At 66.6% G+C, this 20,087-nt stretch carries 18 protein-coding genes; 13 read left to right on the forward strand and 5 right to left on the reverse strand.

The window, feature by feature from the left end; translation table 11 throughout:
• The coding region (locus WAW85_RS09525) for a Re/Si-specific NAD(P)(+) transhydrogenase subunit alpha (RefSeq protein WP_422559375.1) at nucleotides 1-1,321 on the forward strand (1,321 nt) is incomplete at its 5' end.
• Nucleotides 1,322-1,327: 6 nt separating this feature from the next.
• The gene (gene pntB / locus WAW85_RS09530) at nucleotides 1,328-2,782 is read left to right on the forward strand and encodes a Re/Si-specific NAD(P)(+) transhydrogenase subunit beta (RefSeq protein ID WP_422559376.1); all 1,455 of its coding nucleotides are present in this window, start codon (nucleotides 1,328-1,330) and stop codon (nucleotides 2,780-2,782) included.
• A gap of 27 nt (nucleotides 2,783-2,809) precedes the next feature.
• Here pntB and WAW85_RS09535 read toward each other — a convergent pair whose 3' ends face one another.
• From WAW85_RS09535 to WAW85_RS09545, 3 genes are all read right to left on the reverse strand, one after another.
• Nucleotides 2,810-3,418 carry a hypothetical protein gene (locus WAW85_RS09535; protein WP_422559377.1) on the reverse strand — a complete coding sequence of 203 codons (609 nt, stop codon included), beginning with the start codon at nucleotides 3,416-3,418 and terminating at the stop codon, nucleotides 2,810-2,812.
• A gap of 121 nt (nucleotides 3,419-3,539) precedes the next feature.
• A complete protein-coding gene (locus WAW85_RS09540) occupies nucleotides 3,540-4,280 on the reverse strand; it encodes a metallophosphoesterase (RefSeq protein ID WP_422559378.1) in 741 nt (246 codons plus the stop codon).
• A 112-nt stretch (nucleotides 4,281-4,392) separates the two neighbouring features.
• Nucleotides 4,393-5,598 carry a GAF domain-containing protein gene (locus WAW85_RS09545; RefSeq protein ID WP_422559379.1) on the reverse strand — a complete coding sequence of 402 codons (1,206 nt, stop codon included), beginning with the start codon at nucleotides 5,596-5,598 and terminating at the stop codon, nucleotides 4,393-4,395.
• A gap of 239 nt (nucleotides 5,599-5,837) precedes the next feature.
• On the opposite strand from WAW85_RS09545, the gene WAW85_RS09550 reads away from it, so the two are divergent.
• Entirely contained in the window at nucleotides 5,838-7,676 is a 1,839-nt protein-coding gene (locus WAW85_RS09550; protein WP_422559380.1) for an NAD(P)-binding domain-containing protein, read from the forward strand.
• 142 nt (nucleotides 7,677-7,818) lie between these two features.
• On the opposite strand, the gene ligD is transcribed toward WAW85_RS09550, so the two are convergent.
• Nucleotides 7,819-9,780, reverse strand: coding sequence for a non-homologous end-joining DNA ligase (gene ligD, locus WAW85_RS09555; protein ID WP_422559381.1), 1,962 nt, complete (start codon nucleotides 9,778-9,780; stop codon nucleotides 7,819-7,821).
• Nucleotides 9,781-9,875: 95 nt separating this feature from the next.
• On the opposite strand from ligD, the gene WAW85_RS09560 reads away from it, so the two are divergent.
• The 5 genes from WAW85_RS09560 to WAW85_RS09580 are packed head-to-tail and all read left to right on the forward strand — an operon-like array spanning nucleotide 9,876 to nucleotide 14,677.
• Nucleotides 9,876-10,415: a hypothetical protein gene (locus WAW85_RS09560; RefSeq protein WP_422559382.1), complete on the forward strand. Its 540-nt coding sequence runs from the start codon at nucleotides 9,876-9,878 to the stop codon at nucleotides 10,413-10,415.
• Nucleotides 10,416-10,449: 34 nt separating this feature from the next.
• Complete coding sequence (locus tag WAW85_RS09565; protein WP_422559383.1) at nucleotides 10,450-11,337, forward strand: Ku protein; 888 nt, start codon at nucleotides 10,450-10,452, stop codon at nucleotides 11,335-11,337.
• Nucleotides 11,338-11,352: 15 nt separating this feature from the next.
• On the forward strand, nucleotides 11,353-12,882 hold the full coding sequence (locus tag WAW85_RS09570; RefSeq protein WP_422559384.1) for a flavin-containing monooxygenase: 1,530 nt from the start codon (nucleotides 11,353-11,355) through the stop codon (nucleotides 12,880-12,882).
• Complete coding sequence (locus WAW85_RS09575; RefSeq protein ID WP_422559385.1) at nucleotides 12,879-13,358, forward strand: DUF4334 domain-containing protein; 480 nt, start codon at nucleotides 12,879-12,881, stop codon at nucleotides 13,356-13,358. Before WAW85_RS09570 ends, WAW85_RS09575 begins: the two co-directional genes overlap by 4 nt.
• A 17-nt stretch (nucleotides 13,359-13,375) precedes the next feature.
• Nucleotides 13,376-14,677 (forward strand): alpha-hydroxy-acid oxidizing protein, encoded by a 1,302-nt coding sequence (locus WAW85_RS09580; RefSeq protein WP_422559386.1) that lies wholly within the window; start codon nucleotides 13,376-13,378, stop codon nucleotides 14,675-14,677.
• Between the two features lie 51 nt (nucleotides 14,678-14,728).
• On the opposite strand, the gene WAW85_RS09585 is transcribed toward WAW85_RS09580, so the two are convergent.
• Nucleotides 14,729-15,559 (reverse strand): oxygenase MpaB family protein, encoded by an 831-nt coding sequence (locus tag WAW85_RS09585; RefSeq protein ID WP_422559403.1) that lies wholly within the window; start codon nucleotides 15,557-15,559, stop codon nucleotides 14,729-14,731.
• 145 nt (nucleotides 15,560-15,704) lie between these two features.
• Here WAW85_RS09585 and WAW85_RS09590 point away from each other — a divergent pair, with 145 nt between their 5' ends.
• The 5 genes from WAW85_RS09590 (at nucleotide 15,705) to WAW85_RS09610 (ending at nucleotide 20,087) form a co-directional block, all read left to right on the forward strand.
• The gene (locus tag WAW85_RS09590) at nucleotides 15,705-16,355 is read left to right on the forward strand and encodes a TetR/AcrR family transcriptional regulator (protein ID WP_422559387.1); all 651 of its coding nucleotides are present in this window, start codon (nucleotides 15,705-15,707) and stop codon (nucleotides 16,353-16,355) included.
• Between the two features lie 10 nt (nucleotides 16,356-16,365).
• Nucleotides 16,366-16,968, forward strand: coding sequence for a TetR/AcrR family transcriptional regulator (locus WAW85_RS09595; protein ID WP_422559388.1), 603 nt, complete (start codon nucleotides 16,366-16,368; stop codon nucleotides 16,966-16,968).
• Nucleotides 16,969-17,030: 62 nt separating this feature from the next.
• Nucleotides 17,031-18,248: an acyl-CoA dehydrogenase family protein gene (locus WAW85_RS09600; protein WP_422559404.1), complete on the forward strand. Its 1,218-nt coding sequence runs from the start codon at nucleotides 17,031-17,033 to the stop codon at nucleotides 18,246-18,248.
• Nucleotides 18,241-19,359: a phosphotransferase family protein gene (locus WAW85_RS09605; protein WP_422559389.1), complete on the forward strand. Its 1,119-nt coding sequence runs from the start codon at nucleotides 18,241-18,243 to the stop codon at nucleotides 19,357-19,359. Before WAW85_RS09600 ends, WAW85_RS09605 begins: the two co-directional genes overlap by 8 nt.
• Complete coding sequence (locus WAW85_RS09610) at nucleotides 19,356-20,087, forward strand: SDR family NAD(P)-dependent oxidoreductase (protein WP_422559390.1); 732 nt, start codon at nucleotides 19,356-19,358, stop codon at nucleotides 20,085-20,087. The genes WAW85_RS09605 and WAW85_RS09610 overlap by 4 nt, the downstream gene beginning before the upstream one ends.

The raw sequence follows: 20,087 nt of genomic DNA on the forward strand, positions 1-20,087 counted from the left end.
GGTGAACGCTCCGAGCGACGAGGAGATCGCGCGCATGCGCCGCGGCGCCGTGCTGATTTCGATGATGGCCCCGGCCCGTAATCCCGAACTGGTGGAGAAGCTCGCGGCCGCGGGCGTGACTGCGCTGGCCATGGATGCGGTGCCGCGCATATCGCGTGCTCAGTCGATGGATGTGCTGAGTTCGATGGCCAACGTCGCGGGCTACCGTGCCGTGGTCGAGGCCGCCCACGAGTTTGGCCGGATGTTCACCGGACAGGTGACCGCCGCGGGCAAGATCCCGCCGGCCCGCGTCTTTGTGGTGGGTGCCGGGGTGGCCGGTCTGGCCGCGATCGGTGCCGCCTCGGCGATGGGCGCCATTGTGCGTGCCTTCGACGTGCGCCCGGAGGTGGCCGAGCAGGTCGAGTCGATGGGCGCGGAGTTCGTCAAGGTCGACTTCGAGGCGGAGAAGTCCGAGGACGGTTACGCCAAGGAGATGACCGCCGAACAGGTGGCCGCTACCGCGTCGATGTACGACGAGGAGGCCCGCGCCGCCGACATCGTCATCACCACCGCGCTGATCCCCGGCCGTCCCGCGCCGGAACTGATCACTGCCGACGCCGTTGCCGGCATGAAGCACGGCTCGGTGATCGTCGATATGGCGGCAGCGAACGGCGGCAACGCCGCGGGCACCGTCACCGACGAGAAGGTCGTCACCGCGAATGGGGTGACCATTCTGGGATATACGGATCTGGCTGGACGTCTGGCCGCACAGACCTCTCAGCTCTACGGCACCAACATCGTCAACCTGCTCAAGCTGCTGACGCCGGAGAAGAACGGCGAGCTGACGCTCGACATGGACGACGTGGTGCAGCGCGGTATCACCGTGACCCGTGACGGCGAGGGCATGTGGCCCCCGCCCCCGGTGCAGGTGTCGGCCGCGCCGAAGACCGCGCCGGCCGCCGCCGTCGAGGTCGCTCCCGCGAAGGAGCCGATGTCGGCGGGCAAGAAGGTCGGCCTGGTGCTCCTGGGTATCGTCGCCTTCTTCCTAGTCAACGCCTTCGCTCCGGGAGATATCCCGCGGCACTTCACCGTGCTGATGCTGGCGATCGTGATCGGCTACTACGTCATCGGGAACGTGGCGCATGCATTGCACACTCCGCTGATGTCGGTCACCAATGCCATCTCCGGCGTGGTGGTCGTGGGCGCGATACTGCAGCTGGCCACGACCAACACCACAGTTCTGGTGCTGTCGACCATCGCGATTCTGCTCGCGTCCATCAACGTCTTCGGTGGCTTCGCGGTCACCCGTCGCATGCTGTCCATGTTCAGCAAGGGGGCCTGACGCATCATGACTATCGCAACTATGACTGTCGCGGCGTACATCGTCGCTTCGCTGCTGTTCATCCTGTCACTAGCCGGTCTGAGCAAGCATGAGTCCGCTAAGAGTGGCCTCACCTACGGTATGGCCGGTATGGCTATTGCGCTGGTCGCGACCATCACCATGATGGTCAACGACGTCGATCACCTCGAGTTCGGCACCGTCTCGTTCAGTAAGTGGCTGCCGATCGGTCTGCTGATCGGGGCGATCGTGATCGGCGCTCTGATCGGTCTGTGGCGCGCCAAGGTCGTCGAGATGACCGGCATGCCTGAGCTCATCGCTCTGCTGCACTCGTTCGTCGGTCTGGCCGCAGTGCTCATCGGCTGGAACGGCGCCATCGCCGGTGTCCACGCCGACCCGCTTGACGCCGACTACGGTGCGCTCGTCGGTATACACGGCGCCGAGGTCGCGATCGGTATCTTCATCGGTGCGGTCACCTTCACCGGTTCGATCGTCGCTAACCTGAAGCTGTCGGCGCGCATCAAATCTGCACCGCTCATGCTGCCGGGCAAGAACTTCATCAACGTCGGCTCGATCGTCGTCTTTGCCGCGCTCACCGCCTGCTATGTGGCGCGTGACGTCAAGGACGACACCACCGGCTACGTGCTGCTTGCGGTGATCACTGCCCTGGCCCTGTTCCTGGGCTGGCACCTGGTTGCTTCGATCGGCGGCGGCGATATGCCGGTTGTCGTGTCCATGCTGAACTCGTACTCCGGTTGGGCCGCGGCCGCGTCGGGCTTCCTGCTCGGCAACGACCTGCTGATCGTGACCGGTGCGCTGGTCGGTTCCTCGGGTGCCTACCTGAGCTACATCATGTGCAAGGCGATGAACCGCTCGTTCATCTCGGTGATCGCCGGTGGCTTCGGTATCGCGGCTCCCGCGTCCGACGACACCGATTACGGCGAGCACCGCGAGATCGGGGCGGACGGCGTCGCCGAGCTGCTGTCGAACGCCTCGTCGGTGATCATCACCCCGGGTTACGGTATGGCCGTCGCCCAGGCGCAGTACCCGGTCGCCGACCTGACCGCGAAGCTGCGGGCCAAGGGCATTGCTGTCCGGTTCGGTATCCACCCGGTTGCCGGTCGACTTCCCGGCCACATGAACGTACTGCTCGCCGAGGCGAAGCTGCCGTACGACATCGTCGAAGAGATGGATGAGATCAACGGCGATTTCTCGGACACTGACGTCGTCCTGGTGATCGGCGCCAACGACACGGTCAACCCGGCCGCGTCGGAGGATCCGACCTCGCCCATCGCCGGCATGCCGGTCCTGGAAGTGTGGAACGCGCGCGACGTCATCGTCTTCAAGCGCTCGATGGCCGCCGGTTACGCCGGTGTCCAGAACCCGCTGTTCTTCCGGGACAACACCCAGATGCTGTTCGGCGACGCGAAGGACCGCGTCGAAGACATCATCGCCGCGCTGTAGGTCCACGGGCTGAGCTAAACGCCGCCGTCAGTTGTCACCAGATGACACCTGACGGCGGCGTTCGGCATCTGCCTGAACGAGCTCGCGGCCGATATTGGCGCGCGCCTGCGCCTCCCAGCGCTGGTGTGCGGGTGCGGACGCGAAGATGTGATCGCGTTCCAGAAACTCGGCGAGCAGTCCGCTGCGTCCGCTGCGGAAGAGGTCGTCCGGTACTTGGTGGAACTCCTCGCGGACGTTGAGTGCGTACTCGTCATAGCGCTCCGGACTTGACCCGAGTACCGCGAAGTCGGCGTCGGACAGGGCGATGCCATTGCGGTCGCCGGGCTCTGGACGGTGCTGAGCAGTCAGTACGACGAGGCGGGCGACCTCGTCGCGATCGGGGTCGTCGGCCAGGAGCTCACGGGCGAGGTCCGCGGACGCTTGCTCGTTGTCAGCGCGGAGTGGTTGATAGATCGCGTCATGGAACCAGGCGGCGAGCACGACGGGACGCTCGGCGAAGTCGAGCCCATCCGCGCGGACAGTTTGCAGTGCCGCGAGAACCTCGTCGAGGTGCTGCTGGTTGTGATGGCGTCGGTGCGGCTCGTTCCACCGACGGAATAGTTCCTCTGCGATGGCGGGCGCGATGGTGGGGTCCATGGGGAGAAGGTAGACCCGACGGCCCAGTAGGGGGGAGATGTGCGTTCCAGATCACTCTTCGAGCCTCGGCAGACCGCCTCGGTGCACTCGATTCCGGTGGGGGCGCGGCGGGCGTCCAGGCTCACCAGCGGCCCAGGACGCGGAAATGGGTGGTCATCCGGTGGTTCTCGATCACGTGCAAGGCCAGACCCGGTCCCTGGGATTCGTTGACCCAGCCATCGGATTCGCACGGCAGGTTCAGCGTCGAGGCGACGCCGGGCGCCACGATCAGCGGGCGGCCGGCGAAGACCGTGGCGGCGGGCGTGTGCGCGTGTCCGGTCACCACGCCCACCACGTTGGGGTGGTCGGTCACGAGTGCGGCGGCCCGCTCGACGTCGTGGAGCTTGCGTGAATCCATGTGCGGCATACCCAGATCCGCCGGCGGGTGATGCCAGGTGAGCAGGACGTCGACCTCGCCAGCGGCGGCGATCTGTGCGCGGGCCCAGGCGAGGGAGGTCTCCTCGAGGCGACCGGCGGACTCTCCCGGGATCGACGAGTCCAGTCCGACGATCAACAGGTCCTCCAGGCGCACCACCGAATTCACCGGATCGGTGCAGGGGGCGCCGTCACGGATCGTCGTATAGGCGGCGCGGTCGTCGTGATTGCCCAGCAACGTCAGAATCGGCAGATGGGACTGTAGGTGCGCGGCTGCCTCGGCGTACTCGCGGGCCGTGCCGTCGTTGGTCAGGTCGCCAGTCACCAGCAGGGCCGCAACCCGGTCGCCGACGGTGGAATGAACGTAGTCCAGGACGGCGGAGATACGGTCGCGGTGGGCGGGGGTCCCGTTGAAATGCAGGTCGCTGATCTGTGCGACGACCACCATCGCTGAACCCCTTCGTGCGCCGATCGGCCATGCCGACGCAGACCACTGTCCAGGCTAGCGGCAACCCGGTGGCAAGGGGCAACCCGAAGGTGCGTGACTTTCGCCGCGGAAGCTACGACGTGGTCGCGACCACTCCCTCGGCGAAACGATAGGGGTTGGCCGCCAGGAGTCCGCCCAGATGTTTACGCAGCCGGGACATCTCCGAACGCACCGCGATCCGTTGCGTCGGATTGCCGAACAAATGCTCGGACAGTTGCGCCGCGCTGAGACCGTCCGGGTGGTGGGCCAGTAGGGCCAGCAACTGGGCATGCCGTGGTGACGGGCGATGGACCCACGTTCCGGTCGCACCGGAGACGCGGACCAGCGGAGCGTCACCGGTCACCAGTTCGACGCGCACCTCGCCCGACGTCGAGTCCGCCTCGGCGACCCGGACGAGCCAGCCGCCGGGCATAGGTTCCAGCTCGCAGTCGCCGATCCCGTGCAGGTAGTGGCGTCCGGCCGTCGTGCTTCGGGGCAGCGGAAGGCGAGAACGCGCATCCACTGCGTCGAGTGCGGCGACCCAGCCGTAGGAGTCGACGACGAAGGCTGGGCCAGCCGAGCGCGCCAGCATCGGTGCACCGACCGCGCGGAGCTCGTCGAGTCGGGCCCGGTGGGCTTCGCGCAGCTCGGACTCGGCGAGCTTGGCGACCGTGTCTACCAGTGCGAGGGTGGTCGGATGGATGGTGGCCGCCGGGCCGCTGACGTCGATCGCGCCGAGCACCGCACCCGAGCGCGGATCGCGGATCGGTGCGCCCGCGCAGGTCCACCCGTGATGGCTGCGGACGAAGTGTTCGGCGGAAAAGACCTGGACCGCGCGGCCGGACGCCAGTGCGGTGCCGATGGCGTTGGTTCCCACCGATTGCTCCGACCAGGACGCGCCCTCGGTGAAACCGAGCCGGTCGGCGCGGTGCAGCACCCGGTTCACCCCGTTACGCCACAGGACTCGGCCCGCGGTATCGGCGACCACCAGGATGTTCTCGCCGTCGACGATCAGGGTGTCCAGGTGGTGCATCAGCGGCTCGAGGAGTTCGCTGAGGCCGGAGGCGGCTCGTCGTTCCTGCAGCTCCATCGGATCGAGGACCGGCGCGGTGGTGTCGACGTCGGGCCGTACGCCCGCTTCGCGGACCCGAGCCCACGACTCGCCGATCACCGAGCGCGGCCGGGCAGGCGGCTTCTGTCCGGCCATCTCGGCGTCGTAGACGGCATGCAGCACGGCGGCGAAGGCTCGCGGATCGTCGCCGGCGGCCAAGGCTGGCTCGGGCAGTAGCGGCAGCGACATTCGCCCCTCCTTCATCGGTGTGTGTGCGGTCACATCCGAGAGTGCGCTCAGCGCGTGGATCCGTCAACCGAAACGTGCTGCAACCGGCTGCATCCCTTGCCGCCAGCAGTGGCCGGGGAGTCTGCTTGCTGACAAGCGCCGAGCGTGATCTGAATCACCCCCGCTCGGTGAATCACTACCCGAAGTCCCCACCACCCGCAGTCCCCCCGATACGCAGTCCCCCGATGCAAGGAGCTCCCGTGACGCAAACCCTGGAACCAGAGACCACCGCCGGCGCCCCGAGCGCCCAGGACCGGGTCGATGCCTGGCTGACCGGCTTCTCGGCCGCGTTGACCGCCGGTGACGCCCAGGCCGCCGCCGAAATGTTCGCCGTCGACAGCTACTGGCGAGATCTGGTGGCCTTCACCTGGAACCTGAAGACATCGGAGGGCCGCGACGAGATCGCCGCGATGCTCACCGACCGGCTCGCCGACACCGGGCCGACGGGCTGGCACACCACCGAACCGGCGACCGATACCGATGGTGTCGCGGAAGCCTTCATCGCCTTTGAGACCAGAGTGGGGCGCGGCGAGGGGCACCTCCGGATCAAGCCGGGCCCCGACGGCGCCGACGAAGGGTGGACCCTGCTCACCACGCTGCAGGAACTCACCGGGCACGAGGAACCCGCCGGCTTCACCCGCCCGCTCGGTGCGGTGCACGGGGCAGATCCAGACCAGCGGTCGTGGGCGCAGCGGCGCGAGGACGAACTGGACGAACTGGGCCGCGCCGTGCAGCCCTATGTGCTGGTCATCGGGGGCGGCCAGGGCGGCATCGCTCTCGGCGCGCGGCTGCGCCAGCTCGGCGTACCCGCCCTCGTCGTCGACAAGCACGACCGTCCCGGCGACCAATGGCGCAAGCGGTACAAGTCGCTCTGCCTGCACGATCCGGTCTGGTACGACCACCTGCCGTACCTGCCGTTCCCGGCCAACTGGCCGGTCTTTGCCCCGAAGGACAAGGTCGGCGACTGGCTGGAGTTCTACACCAAGGTCATGGAGGTGCCGTACTGGTCGCGCACCGAATGCACGTCGGCGTCGTACGACGAGGCGGCCGGAGTGTGGACGGTGCAGGTCAATCACGACGGTGAGGAACTGACCCTGCACCCCACTCAACTGGTGCTGGCGACCGGCATGTCGGGCAAAGCGAATGTGCCCAGCTTCCCGGGTCAGGACGTCTTTGCCGGCGAGCAGCACCACTCCAGCGCCCACCCCGGACCCGATGACTATGTCGGCAAGAAGGTCGTGGTGATCGGCGCCAACAACTCGGCGCACGACATCTGCAAGGCGCTGGTGGAGTCGGGCATCGACACCACCATGGTGCAGCGCAGTTCGACGCACATCGTCAAGTCCGATTCGCTGATGGAGATCGGTCTGGGCGCGCTGTACAGCGAGCAGGCCGTCCAGGACGGGATGACTACCAAGAAGGCTGACTACACCTTCGCGTCGCTGCCCTACCGGATCATGCATCAGTTCCAGATCCCGCTGTACGACCAGATTCGCGAGCGGGACAAGGACTTCTACGCTGCGCTCGAGGCCGCCGGATTCGACCTCGACTTCGGCGACGATGGCTCGGGGCTCTTCATGAAGTACCTGCGCCGCGGCTCGGGCTATTACATCGATGTCGGCGCCTGCGATCTGGTGGCCGATGGCACCATCAAGCTCGCCAAGGGCGGCGTCGACCACCTCACCGAGAACTCGGTGGTGCTCACCGACGGCACCGAACTACCGGCCGACGTCGTCGTTTACGCGACCGGCTACGGCTCGATGAACGGCTGGGCCGCCGACCTGATGGGCCAGGACGTGGCCGACCGGGTGGGCAAGGTGTGGGGTCTGGGTTCGGAGACCACCAAGGATCCCGGCCCGTGGGAGGGCGAACAGCGCAACATGTGGAAGCCCACCCAGCAGCCGGGTCTGTGGTTCCATGGCGGCAATCTGCATCAGTCGCGCCACTATTCGCTGTACCTCGCATTGCAACTCAAGGCTCGCTACGAGGGGATCGACACCCCGGTGTACGGCCTGCAGGAGGTGCATCACCTGAGCTGATTGTCCCGCCCGGCGAATGGTCCGGCGGTCGAGTCTCCGGCAGGTTCGCTGGCACTGGGGTGAGCTCCGTGGTCCATTGGTCCACGGAGCTTCGCTCGGTGTCAGTGAAGGAGGCTCCGGTGGGGTCTCCCTACAGGTCTCCCTACAGGTCTCCCTGCAGGTCGCCGGGCAGTTTGTCGCGTCGGATGCCGCGCCACGATGGATGTCGCAAGTGTCCGGTCGACGTCCAATCCAGGAACTGGACGTCGGCCACCAATTTCGGCAGTACCCACGTTGCACTCGAGGCGACCGGGGTGTCGATGCCGCCGAGGAAGGGGCACCGGCTGATGGCGAGCGGCTTGAGCTCGGCGAGGATCTCCGCGGCTTGGGCCTGGGTCCAGCCGGTGCCGACGCGGCCGACATAGCGCAGGCCGTTCTCCTCGGGCAGACCCACGATCACCGATCCGAGCGTCTTCGCGGTGCCCTCGCGGCCGTAGCGGAAGCCGCCGATCACGACTTCGACGTCGTTCCAGTTCTTCTGCTTGCGCCAGTCGGGGCTCCGCGCGCCCTGCCGATAGGGCGCGGACCGGCGCTTGGCCACGACTCCCTCCCAGCCATGGCGCCGAGCCTCACCGACGGCGAAGCCGGCGTCGCCGTTGAGCACCGGTGGGACCTCGACGGCGGGGACGCCGTCGAACAGTGGCGCCAGTGATTCGAGCACCGCGCGCCGTCGTTCCCACGGCGTGTTCTCCAGGTTGGTTCCGTCGAGTGCGAGGATGTCGAAGAGGAACATCTTCAGTTGGTACTCGTCGGGTCGGCGACGGCGGCCGGCAAGTAGCGTGAAGTCCGCCTGCCCGGCCGCGTTGACGGCCACCACCTCGCCGTCGAGTACCGCGTCGTGGCCGTGCAGTGCCTCGCCCAGCGCAGCGAGTTCGGGGAAGTCGGCCGTCATGTCGATCCCGGATCGTGAGCGCAGCGTCAGTCTGCCGTCGGCGAATCGGGCCAGGATCCGGTAGCCGTCCCACTTGCCCTCGAACGCCCAGTCGTCGGACCCGAGCTGCTCGATCGACTCGTCGACGGCGAGCATAGGTCGTAACGGGGTGGCTGCGGCGGCCGCGGGCGCGGCCTCCGGTGCACGTGGCTGGCCGGGTGGCGGACCGCTGGGTCGGGCCGTCGTTGTGCCGGTCCGGCTCCGGCGATAGCTGCCGAGATCGACGACGCCGTCGGGCGATTCCGCACTCGGAGCGAGGTCCAAGCCGGCGAGCAGGTCGCCGGATTCGGTGAACCGATCGAGTACTTCCCGATACTGCAGTTGCGTTAGATCCGGTGCGGCGAGCTCGGTCCACTCCCGCGGCGCAGCCGCCCACGGGAACTCCCGGCCGCGCAGCGAATACGGCGCCAGCGTGGTCTTCGCGGCACTGTTCTGGCTCCAGTCCACAAAGATCTTTCCGGGCCGCGCTGCCTTACTCATCGAGGCGGTCACGTCGTCGGGATAGGCCTGCTCCAGTGACGTCGCGATTTCCTTGGCGACGGCGCGGGCGGAGTCTGCGCGCACTGTCGCGGGCAGGCGGGCGTAGACGTGGATTCCGTGGCCTCCGCTGGTCACCGGATACGACGCCATCCCCGCCGACGTCAGCACGTCGCGGATGATCAGCGCGACCTGTCCACACTGAGATAACGGGACGTCCGGACCCGGATCCAGATCGAGAACCAGCCGCCGGGTGCGGCGCTCCGGGTGGTCTCCGGTGTCTGACGACAGGTCGATGCGCCACTGTGGGACGTGGAGCTCTAGGGCCGCCATCTGCGCAAACCAGACGAGTGTCGCGGCGTTGGTCGCCACCGGATAGGTCTTGTCGCCGCTGGCGTGCTCGATGGTGAACCGCGGGATCCACGCCGGTGACCCCGCGGGCAGTGTCTTCTCGAAGAACGGTGCGGAACTGGTGCCCGACGGCCATCGCTTGCGGGTGACCGGGCGGGAGGCCACATGCGGCAAGATCGCGTCGGCGATCGCCAGGTAGTAGGCGATGACATCGTACTTCCGGGTTCCGGCAGCAGGGTAGAGGACGCGGTTGAGATTGGTCAGCGCAATCGCATGGCCGTCCACTTCCACATCGGATCTGCTCATGAATCCTATTCTCACCTGTTCCCATCCCGGGCCGAGCCGCCTACGGTGGAGAGCACCCCGATCCTCCGAATTGGTTTGACGTGAAAGGCGGAATCATGAGAAGCGGCCACCGGAACCTGCTGGCGAGTGCACTGGCCGCCGTGGCGCTCGGCGCGGGTGCGGTGACTATCGTCGCCCCCGCCGAGGCTGCGCCGCAGTGTCCCGGCAACGTCAACGCCCGCAGCGCAGCCGCGCTGACCGCCGCCGCGCTGCGCGAGAGCTGCACTCAGGGCCAGTTCGACCGGCTCTTCACCGCCGCGGAAGCCGCGAAGATGCCGATGGGCACGATGAACGGTCAGACCCGGCCCGTCGGCGGTCCGAATGTTGCGGCGTCCTCGGCGGCGTCAGCGATCTGGGCCGGAAAGACCTTCCATCGTGGATGGCTCACGAATCGGGCCTTCGGCGGCGAGGTCCTGCCCGCCGATGTCTACTATGCGCGTTCGGTTCTCGACGGTAAGCGGGTGATCCGCATCGATTACCGACGGAGCGGACTGCCCTTCGCGCACGACGAACTACGGCGCCTGCCCAACGGTGTCTACCTCGGCTACGGCTTCCTCGGCGCCAGCAAGGCCGTGGACTTCTGGGTCTGGCAGTAGCCCCGACGGTCGATCGGAAAGGCGGTGTGAACTCATGCGTTCCATCTGGAAGGGTGATCTCAGCTTTGGGCTCGTCAATGTGCCGGTGAAGGTCTATTCGGCGATCGAGAGTCACGACCGCACCTCGCATCAGGTCGACGCGAAGGACGGCACCCGGATCCGGTACCGGCGGGTCCGGGAGGGCACGGACGTCGAGGTCGACTACGCCAACCTTGCCAACGCCTACGAGAGTGACGCGGGAAAGCCCGTCATCCTCACCAAAGAAGACCTCGCGACGCTACCGGTAAACCGCAGCCCGGAAATTTCAATCATCGAGTTCGTACCCGCTGACCAGGTCGATCCGATCTACTTCGATAAGCCGTACTATCTGGAGCCGTCGTCTAAGTCGCCCAAGGCGTACACACTGCTTGCGCAGGCGCTGGCGAGCGCTGATCGTCTCGCGATTGCCACGTTCACCCTGCGCAGCCGGACATCGCTGGCGGCCCTGCGCGTCGTCGACAAGGTGATCACGCTCCAGACGCTGCGGTGGCCGGACGAGGTTCGCAAACCCGACTTTGCGTTCCTCGATGACGATGTCGAGATCCGTCCGCAGGAGCTGGAGATGGCCTCGTCGCTGATCGGGACGATGGCCACGGACTTCGATCCCGATCAGTATCAGGATGTGTACGAGCAGGAACTCGCTAAGCTCATTGAAGCGAAAGCTGCTGGCGCGCAGGCCTTCCCGGATACTGCCGAGAAGCCAACCGCCGACGACGACGAAGTGGCCGATCTGCTTGCCGCGTTGCGGGCCTCGGTGAAGGACCGGGCCGGAGTGGAATCTGGCGCCGAACCGAAGGCAGCCGCCACAACGGGGCCTGTCAAGAAGGCAACTGCGAAAAAGGCTGCCAAGAAGACGGCGGCGAAGACGCCGAAGTCTGCCTGAAGAGAAGGGAAGAGTGTGTCGCAGAACGACATTGAGAGTTACGACCTCCTGATCGTGGGGGCCGGGCTTTCCGGGATCGACGCCGCCTACCGGTTGACCGAGCGAAACCCGGAGCTGAAGTACCTCATCGTTGAACAGCGCGATCGCATCGGCGGCACCTGGGATTTGTTTCGCTACCCCGGTGTGCGCAGCGATTCGGACATCTTCACGCTCAGCTTCCCGTGGAACCCGTGGCGCGGCACCCGGACGTTCGCCGAAGGCGGCGAGATCCGTGACTATCTGGAGACCACGGCCCGCGACTTCGGGATTTATCCGCACATTCGGTTCCGCACCCAGGTGCTCGCGGCGGACTTCTCCACCGAGACTGACCTGTGGAGCGTCGATCTGCTGGTCGAGGGGGAACCGCAGACCGTCACCGCCCGCTTCTTCTACGCATGCACCGGGTACTACCGGTACGACGCGGGCTACCGCCCGGAGTTCCCCGGCGAGGCCGACTTCACCGGGCAGATCGTGCACCCGCAGTTCTGGCCGGAAGACTTCGACTACGCCGGGAAGAAGATCGTCGTGATCGGAAGCGGGGCGACGGCGGTGACGTTGGTGCCTGCCATGGTCGATACCGCGGGGACCGTCACTATGCTCCAGCGATCGCCGACCTACATGTTTGCGCGCGGTTCGGTGGACCCGATGACCAAGCTGGCGCAGCGGGTGCTGCCCGCGCAGTTGGCGCACGACGTCACCCGTCACCGGAACACGCTGTTGACCATGGTGCCTTTTCTGGTCGCCAAGCGATGGCCCAACGCATCGCGGAAGATATTGCGGCGCATGGCAACTCACTATCTGCCTGACGACTACGACGTCGACCTGCACTTCAAGCCGACCTATGATCCGTGGGATCAGCGGCTCTGCGTCATTCCCGACGGTGATCTCTACAAGGTGATCGCCGATGGCAAGGCTGAGGTCGTGACCGACACCATTGAGAAGTTCACCCCGACCGGCATCGCGCTCACCGGTGGTCGGGAGTTGGTCGCCGACATCATCATCACTGCGACCGGACTCGACCTGGTGGCCTTCGGCGGAATCGACGTGTCGGTCGACGGCGTCGAGGTGGATCCTAGCGAGCATTACGGCTATCGCGCCTACATGCTCAACGACGTCCCGAACTTCGCCTGGTCGGTCGGCTATACGAATGCCTCGTGGACGCTGCGCGTGGATCTCACCAGCAAGGCCGTCGCCGAACTGATCGCGTACATGCGCGAGCGCGGCTACACCCGGGCCTATCCGTCCCTGCACGGCGCCGAGCCGCCAGCGCACGCCTTCTTCGAGCTCGACTCCGGCTACATCAAGCGCGCCGGGACCCGGCTCCCCAAGGCCGGAGACCGAGCTCCCTGGCAGGTGCGGCACAACGCCGCCGTCGATGCCTGGGACGCCCGCCGATACGACGTCACCGAGGAGATGGTTTTCTCGCGGGCACCGCAGATGGCGGGCCCGGCGATTGATGGCGAGCTCGGCGATCGGGCACCGGAGCAGGAGGAGACAGTCGAATGACCCTGACCTATGAACAGGCAGTAGAACGGTTCTTCGAGCGGATGGAGTCGCAGCACATCAGCGAGCCCGCCGAGCTCGATGCGATCTGGGCGCACCTGCCGACCGTCACCGTCGACGAGATCTTGGGGGACTGGCGGGGCGGTGAACTTCCGTCCGGGCATGCGATGGACGGACAGCTGGCGAAGGTCTCCTGGCACGGCAAGTGGTTCCGCTCGCGCTACGAGGTCGCCCCGATGGTCTGCCGCGACACCGAAGGGCATCTGTACTCCAACACCGAGCTCGGGAACGGTGAGGCCAGCCTCTGGCCGGTCGAGTTCCGCGGCGAGGTGACGGCTTCGATGGTCTACGACGGCCAGCCGGTGATCGATCATTTCAAGCGGGTCGACGACCAGACCCTGATGGGGATCATGAACGGCAAGACCTCACTGGTTCGTGATCGGCACTTCTACTTCTATCTGCAGCGCGACGAATCCTGAGTGCGAAGGACGGTGAGATGGTCTCGGTGAACCTGGTGGCCGGGAACTGGGGGAGGTCCCGGCAGAACGAGGTCTATACGGCCGGGATTCACGGACGGAAGCCCACTGTCCCTACGGATTTCGCTGAATTGGAACGTCGGGCGAAGGCCACAATGTCGCGGCGTGGCTGGGCGTACATCGCTGGCGGCGCAGGCGAGGGCCGCACTATGGCGGCAAACCGAGTCGCGCTGGACCGGTGGGCGATTGTCCCGCGCGTCTTGCGTGACGTGAGCCAGCGGACGATGGAGATCGAACTCTTCGGCCAAAAGCTTTCTGCGCCAGTGCTTTTCGCGCCGGTGGGCGCGGGAGCGCTCGCGTATCCGGACGCCGACGTACACATCGGGCGAGCGGCTGCGCAGCTCGGTGTGCCGTACATTTTCTCCAACCAGGGCTGCGCGCCGATGGAAGAGGTGGCCGCCGCCATGGACGCGGTGACGCCGAATGCGCCGCGCTGGTTCCAGCTGTACTGGTCCACCGATGACCGCCTCGTCGACAGCCTCATCGCGCGCGCGGAGAAGATGGGTGCGGCCGCCCTGACGGTCACCCTGGACACCACCATGTTGGGCTGGCGTCCGCAGGATCTTAACCTCGGTTCGCTCCCCTTCGCCCGGGCCGAGGGCATCGATCAGTACACCTCGGATCCGTCGTTCTGGGAGATCGTCGCCGAGCGGATGAAGGGCACGCCGGCCGAGAAGCCGGAGATCTCCCTCGGTGCGGTCAAGACGCTTTTCTTGATCGCCAAGAACGTGCCCGGCGATCTCAAAAAGAATCTGACCGCCCCGCAACCGCGGGCGGCGGTGCAGACCTTCTTGGACATCTACTCGAACCCGGCGCTGACCTGGGACGACATCGCCTCGCTTCGGCGGAAGACGACGCTACCGATCGTGCTCAAAGGCATCTTGCATCCCGACGATGCGCGCCAGGCGGTCGAACTCGGAATAGACGGCCTCATCGTCTCCAATCACGGCGGGCGGCAGATCGACGGCGAGATCTCGTCGACCGATGCCCTGATCGACGTCGTCGAGGCGGTCGGGGGGCAGACGAGGATCCTCGTCGATTCGGGTTTCTACACCGGTGCCGATGTCTTCAAAGCCCTCGCGCTCGGTGCCGACGCCGTCTGTATCGGCCGACCGCACATGTACGGCCTTGCCCTCGGCGGTGCCGACGGTGCGCGGGACGCGGTGGCGAACATTCTGGCCGAGCTGGATCTGACGCTCGGCTTGTCCGGGCACACGAGCATCGCTGATCTGGATCGGACAGCCCTCAAAGACTTGAAGTGACCACGACGTCCCCGCCGTCGGTCGAGCAGTGGTGGGCGGATCGCGGTTCGATCAGACCAGGGGGCGGCCGGTACGGCGGCGCCAGTTCAGGTCGGCGAGAAGCAGATTGAACGGGAACACTCGGATCGGCGTCGGCATGAACCTGAGCGCCACCCGCGCGATGCGGTTGTGGGTGTCGAAGAAGCGTCGCTGCGCGGGGGACATCTCGACGCCCATCTTGGTGCGGAAGTCCGCGGGGAGGAATCCGAAGGTCATGGTTTTGGAGAACCACGTCGCCACCCGGCTGAGGGGCCGCAGGCCAAGGTCCATTCCGACGATGCGCATCAGGTAGGTGCGGATGGTGTCGTCGATCTCCAGTTCGGCGACGGTCTGGTCCCAATACGCCTCGAAGTCGGCGCGCGTGGCTGGCCACATGTCGCGTGGCATCTGCAGGGTGGTGCCCATGACGGCGCCCTGCTGGTAGGCCTCCTCGGTGATCTTCGCCGGATCGCCATAGATGCGCTGGATGTCTTCCCAGCCGCGATACAGGCAGGCGGCCACCCACAACTGCAGCTGCGGATCGAAGGCGTTGTATTTCACCGGGCTGTCGTCGCTGGACCGCACGTAGGCGTGCGACTTGTTCACCGCCTGCCGGTAGGCCTTGCGCACTTCGGGACTGCCCATGCCGGCCACCGCGAGGTAGGTCAGCGTAGTGCGGGCGCGTTTGACCGGATGTTTGAACAGGTTGCCTGATTCGACGGTGCTCTCGTACACGCCGTAGCCGACGGCGGGAACGGCGAGTTGCATGATCACATTGGCGGGGCCCGCGAGCAGCGCGAGACCGATCATGTCGAGGTCGGAAACCTCGGCGCGGTCGAGTTCTTCGCGCCGGGACCGCGGCATGTTCTCGGCGCCTACGGCGAGGGTGTCCGCCTGCTGGCGGGTCACGGCTTCTGCGGGCATCTCCACTCCAATCATCTGATAACAAACGTTGCCACTTATTGGCATCGATTCAACGCGGACTGCCGTCGAGTGTCAAGATGGTGGGGTGACCGCGTCTGATCCCCTGACCGAGACGCCGCTACGGGCCTATGGCGGCGAAACCGGGGACACTCGTGTGTCCCGCCGCCGCGCGACGCTGATCGAGGCGACGCTGGACCTGCTGGCCGAATCGGAGGCGGGGGCGGTGACAGTCCGGGGCATCTGTGCCCGCGCCGAACTCACGCCGCGCTATTTCTATGAGAGCTTCACCGGTGTCGACGATCTGGTGGCGGCGACGTACGACGGGGTGATTGCCGAGATCGCCGAGAAGACCCTCGCTGGTTTCGCGGTGGGCGAGGAGTTGCCCGAGAAGGTGGCTAATGCCGTGCGCGCGTTGGTCGGCATTATCGATTCCGATCCACGCAAAGGCAATCTGCTCTTCGCCGACACCCTGCGCAGCCCGGTGGTCGCGGCCAAACGCGATGAATCGACTCGTCTGTTCGTCAGCCTGACCACCCGATCGGCGATCCAGGCGACCGGTCTTGCGCCCGGCCCGGAAATCACCGCGGCGGCCTACTTTCAGGTCGGCGGCCTCGGTCGGATCCTCGCCGCATGGACGCAGGGCGCCCTGGAACTCGATCGCGAACGCCTCATCGACCTGTGTGTCGCGATGATGCTGCCGCACGGGAACGACGGGTCCTCGGCGGCGGCCCGATAGATTCATGGGCATGACGATGTGGCGTGACTACGGTCCGGCGGACCTGCCCCCGCCACTCGCCGCTGCGCTGGAAGCCTTCGCCGAGCACGGGTATCACGGCACCACGGTGCGCGACATCGCTGCGCGGGCGGGGCTCTCGGTGCCCGGCTTGTACCACCATTACCCGTCGAAACAGTCTCTGCTCCAAGGGCTTTCGGAAATCACCATGGCCGAACTGCTCGACCGGAGCGAAGCCGCGTTGGCCGAGGCCGGAGACGACCCGCTGGCCCGATTCGACGCACTGATCGAGTCGCTGCTGCGCTTCCACATGTATCGCCGCGCGCAAGCATTCGTCGGCTCGACGGAGATTCGCAGCATGGATCCGGAGTACCGCGAGATCTACGTCGGGCATCGTGATCGGCAGCAGCGTCTCGTCGACGAGGCCGTCGAGGCGGGTGTGCAGTCCGGGATCTTCCGGACCGCGTATCCGGCGGATGCGGGCCGCGCGCTGGCGACCCTGTGCGTCGGCGTCTCGACCTGGTATCACCCGGACGGGCCGCTCGGGCCGGACGAGATCGTCGAGCGGAACCTGCAGTTCGCGCGGGATCTGGTGGGATATCGTCCGACTGCTTGACGGTCTGCCTCCGGGATGCGACGGTGTACCTACCGAGCGATCGCTCGGTAGTGAGGAAAATGATGGCTGTCGACCTGTCCTACAGTCCCGAGGTTCAGGACCTCACCCAGCGCACCCGTGCCTTCATTGACGACGTCGTGCTGCCCATCGAGAACGAGTACGCCGGCGACATCGTCGCGGCCGGTGGCGATGATCTGCGCCGCGAACTGAACGCCCAGGCGCGGGCCGCCGGCATCTTTGCCCCGCATGCGCCGGTCGAACTCGGTGGGCTCGGCCTGAACATGTCCGACCGTTCGCCGGTCTTCACCGCCGCCGGTCATTCCACCTTCGGTCCGGTGGCCCTGCATCTGGGTGCACCGGATGAGGGCAACGTCCACATGCTCAGTCATATCGCCAGTGCGGAGCAGAAAGATCGCTACCTGACGCCGCTGGCCAAAGGGGAGATTCGCAGCGCCTTCGCCATGACAGAGCCCGCGCCGGGTGCTGGAGCTGACCCTAATGCCTTGCGCACCAACGCTGTTCGCGTTGCGGGCGGCTGGAAGCTCAACGGCGTCAAGCGGTTCATCACCGGTGCCGACGGTGCTGGAATGTGGATCATCATGGCCCGGACGCATGGCGAGCCGGGTGATCGGGGCGGGGCCACGATGTTCCTCGCTCCGGGGGACGCGGCGGGCATCAGCGTCGACCGGTACGTGCACACCTACGACCGCGCGATGATCGGTGGCCACTGCGAGGTGACGCTGACCGACGTCTTTGTCCCCGACGAGGACGTGCTCGGTGAGGTGGACGAGGGCTACCGCTACGCGCAGGTCCGGCTCGGGCCGGCCCGCATGACACATGTAATGCGGTGGATGGGCATCGCCGAGCGCGGCCACGAGATCGCGCTCGACTATGTGAGCGAGCGTGAGGGCTTCGGCGGAAAGCTCGGTGACCTCGGCATGATCCAGCAGATGGTCGCCGACAACGAGATCGACCTCGCCGCGAGCCGGGCGCTGCTGACCCGCGCCTGCTACGAACTCGATCAGAGCGAGCACGCGTCGAACTCGACGTCCATCGCAAAGACTTTTGGCGCCGAGGCATTCTCGCGGATCCTGGACCGCTGCATTCAGATGTGCGGCGGCCTTGGCGTCTCCGAGGATCTGCCGCTCGCGCGGCTGGCGAACGAGTTGCGGCCGTTCCGCATCTACGACGGCCCCTCCGAAGTGCACCGCTGGGCGCTGGCCAAGCGGGCCGTCGGGCGAGCCCGCAAGCAGCGCGAGGCAGGAGTGAAGCATGTCTGATCCGTCGACCCTTCGACAAGCTCAGGGAGCGTCGGAGGGGGCGAGCCTTCGACAAGCTCAGGGAGCGTCGGAGGGGGAGTCGCAGGGAGCGTCGGAGGGGGAGCATCCGGGGTTGCGGGCTGGCGCGCTGCGCGCGCTGTTGGCCGCCAACGACATCGAGGTCGCCGGCGACCTGGTCATCGAGCTCATCAGCGGTGGCCGCTCCAACCTGACCTTCTCGGTGCACGACGACGAGCACCGCTGGGTGGCCCGGCGTCCGCCGATGGCCGGTCTCACGCCGTCGGCGCACGACATGGAACGCGAATGGGCGGTGACTTCGGCGCTGATCGACACCCCGGTGCCGGTCGCCACGCCCGTCGCCATCGACCGGACCGGCGAGTTCATCGGTGCGCCGTGCACCGTTGTGGACTTCGTGGACGGCGACGTGATGCGCACGGTCGACGACCTCGTCGTATGGTCGGATACGGACGTGTCGGCGAACTTCGAGGCGTTGGTCGCCACGCTCGCGGACCTGCACGCGGTGGACTACCGCGCCGTCGGACTGGCCGAGTTCGGCCGGCCTGACGGATTCGCGGCGCGCCAGGTGAAGCTGTGGACTCGGCAATGGGGGCTGGTGAAGACGCGCGACCTGCCCGACGTCGAACGGCTGGCTGGCGCGCTGACCGAGCGGATCCCGGAAGCGGCGCGCTCGACGATCGTGCATGGTGACTACCGCGTCGACAACACCATCATCGCGCCCGGCGATCCCGCGCGCGTCGCGGCCGTCGTGGATTGGGAACTCTCCGCACTCGGTGACCCGCTTACCGACGTCGCCCTGATGTGTATCTATCGGGAACCGGTGTTCGCGGAGGTGATGGGCTTCGCCCCGGCGTGGACCAGCGACCGGTACCCGACCGCCGAGCAGATGGCGCAGCGATATGCGCAGGTGGCGGGCGTGGATCTCGGTGACTGGGGTTTCTACCTCGGACTGGCCAACCTGAAAATCGGCGTCATCGCCGAGGGCATCACGCATCGCGCCCTGCGCGGCGGATCGTCCGGCACCGCCGGTGCCGAACGCGCGGCCGGAGCCACCGCTGCCTTCATCGCGGCCGGACTGGAGGCACTGAAATGACCCGCAAAGCAGCGTTGATCACCGGAGGGTCCCGGGGTATCGGAGCCGCGATCGCCGAGCGCCTGGCCGCGGCGGGCTGGGATCTGACGATCAGTGCACGTGGCGCTGAGACACTGGAGTCGACGGCGGCCCGGTTGCGTGCCGCTGGCGGACGCGTCGAGGTGGTGCCCGCCGACATGACCGACGAGGCGGCGATAGCCGGACTGATCGAGGCGCACACCACCGCCTACGGCCGTTGCGATGCGCTGGTCGTGAACGCCGGCATGGGTGTCATGGGTTCGGTCGCCGACTTCCCCGTCCGCCGCTTCGACAAGCTGTACCAGGTGAACGTGCGCGCCCCGTTCCTGCTGATGCAAGGCATGTTGCCGACGTTGCGGGCCACTGCGGGTGATCGCGGCGCGGCCAAGGTGATCGCGATCTCGTCGATCACCGCGGTGTACCCGGAGCCGAACCTCACCGCGTACGGGGCGACCAAGGCCGCGCTGGCGTCGATGTGCGAAACCTTCAACCTGGAGGAGTCTGTCCGCGGGGTCTCGGCGACGTCGATCTGCCCGGGATATGTGGATACCGACATGTCGGAGTGGACCAAGGGTGCGATCCCGGCCGACGAGATGATCGCTGGCGCGGATGTCGCCGCGATCGCGTACGCGGTGACCGAACTCGGCCGCTACGCGGTGCTGCCGCAGGCCGTACTCACCCGTCCCGGCGACAATCTGCATCGGGCCTGA

This window comes from Gordonia sp. (in: high G+C Gram-positive bacteria) (assembly GCF_049299075.1).
Classification (GTDB): domain Bacteria; phylum Actinomycetota; class Actinomycetes; order Mycobacteriales; family Mycobacteriaceae; genus Gordonia.

What these genes read in the sequence shown, in the direction of transcription:
- pntB (WP_422559376.1), top strand. Translation starts at nt 1,328, where the DNA reads ATGACTATCGCAACTATGACTGTCGCGGCGTACATCGTCGCTTCGCTG.
- WAW85_RS09535 (WP_422559377.1), bottom strand. Translation starts at nt 3,418, where the DNA reads ATGGACCCCACCATCGCGCCCGCCATCGCAGAGGAACTATTCCGTCGG.
- WAW85_RS09540 (WP_422559378.1), bottom strand. Translation starts at nt 4,280, where the DNA reads ATGGTGGTCGTCGCACAGATCAGCGACCTGCATTTCAACGGGACCCCC.
- WAW85_RS09545 (WP_422559379.1), bottom strand. Translation starts at nt 5,598, where the DNA reads ATGTCGCTGCCGCTACTGCCCGAGCCAGCCTTGGCCGCCGGCGACGAT.
- ligD (WP_422559381.1), bottom strand. Translation starts at nt 9,780, where the DNA reads ATGAGCAGATCCGATGTGGAAGTGGACGGCCATGCGATTGCGCTGACC.
- WAW85_RS09560 (WP_422559382.1), top strand. Translation starts at nt 9,876, where the DNA reads ATGAGAAGCGGCCACCGGAACCTGCTGGCGAGTGCACTGGCCGCCGTG.
- WAW85_RS09565 (WP_422559383.1), top strand. Translation starts at nt 10,450, where the DNA reads ATGCGTTCCATCTGGAAGGGTGATCTCAGCTTTGGGCTCGTCAATGTG.
- WAW85_RS09575 (WP_422559385.1), top strand. Translation starts at nt 12,879, where the DNA reads ATGACCCTGACCTATGAACAGGCAGTAGAACGGTTCTTCGAGCGGATG.
- WAW85_RS09580 (WP_422559386.1), top strand. Translation starts at nt 13,376, where the DNA reads ATGGTCTCGGTGAACCTGGTGGCCGGGAACTGGGGGAGGTCCCGGCAG.
- WAW85_RS09585 (WP_422559403.1), bottom strand. Translation starts at nt 15,559, where the DNA reads ATGCCGCGGTCCCGGCGCGAAGAACTCGACCGCGCCGAGGTTTCCGAC.
- WAW85_RS09595 (WP_422559388.1), top strand. Translation starts at nt 16,366, where the DNA reads ATGACGATGTGGCGTGACTACGGTCCGGCGGACCTGCCCCCGCCACTC.
- WAW85_RS09600 (WP_422559404.1), top strand. Translation starts at nt 17,031, where the DNA reads ATGGCTGTCGACCTGTCCTACAGTCCCGAGGTTCAGGACCTCACCCAG.
- WAW85_RS09605 (WP_422559389.1), top strand. Translation starts at nt 18,241, where the DNA reads ATGTCTGATCCGTCGACCCTTCGACAAGCTCAGGGAGCGTCGGAGGGG.
- WAW85_RS09610 (WP_422559390.1), top strand. Translation starts at nt 19,356, where the DNA reads ATGACCCGCAAAGCAGCGTTGATCACCGGAGGGTCCCGGGGTATCGGA.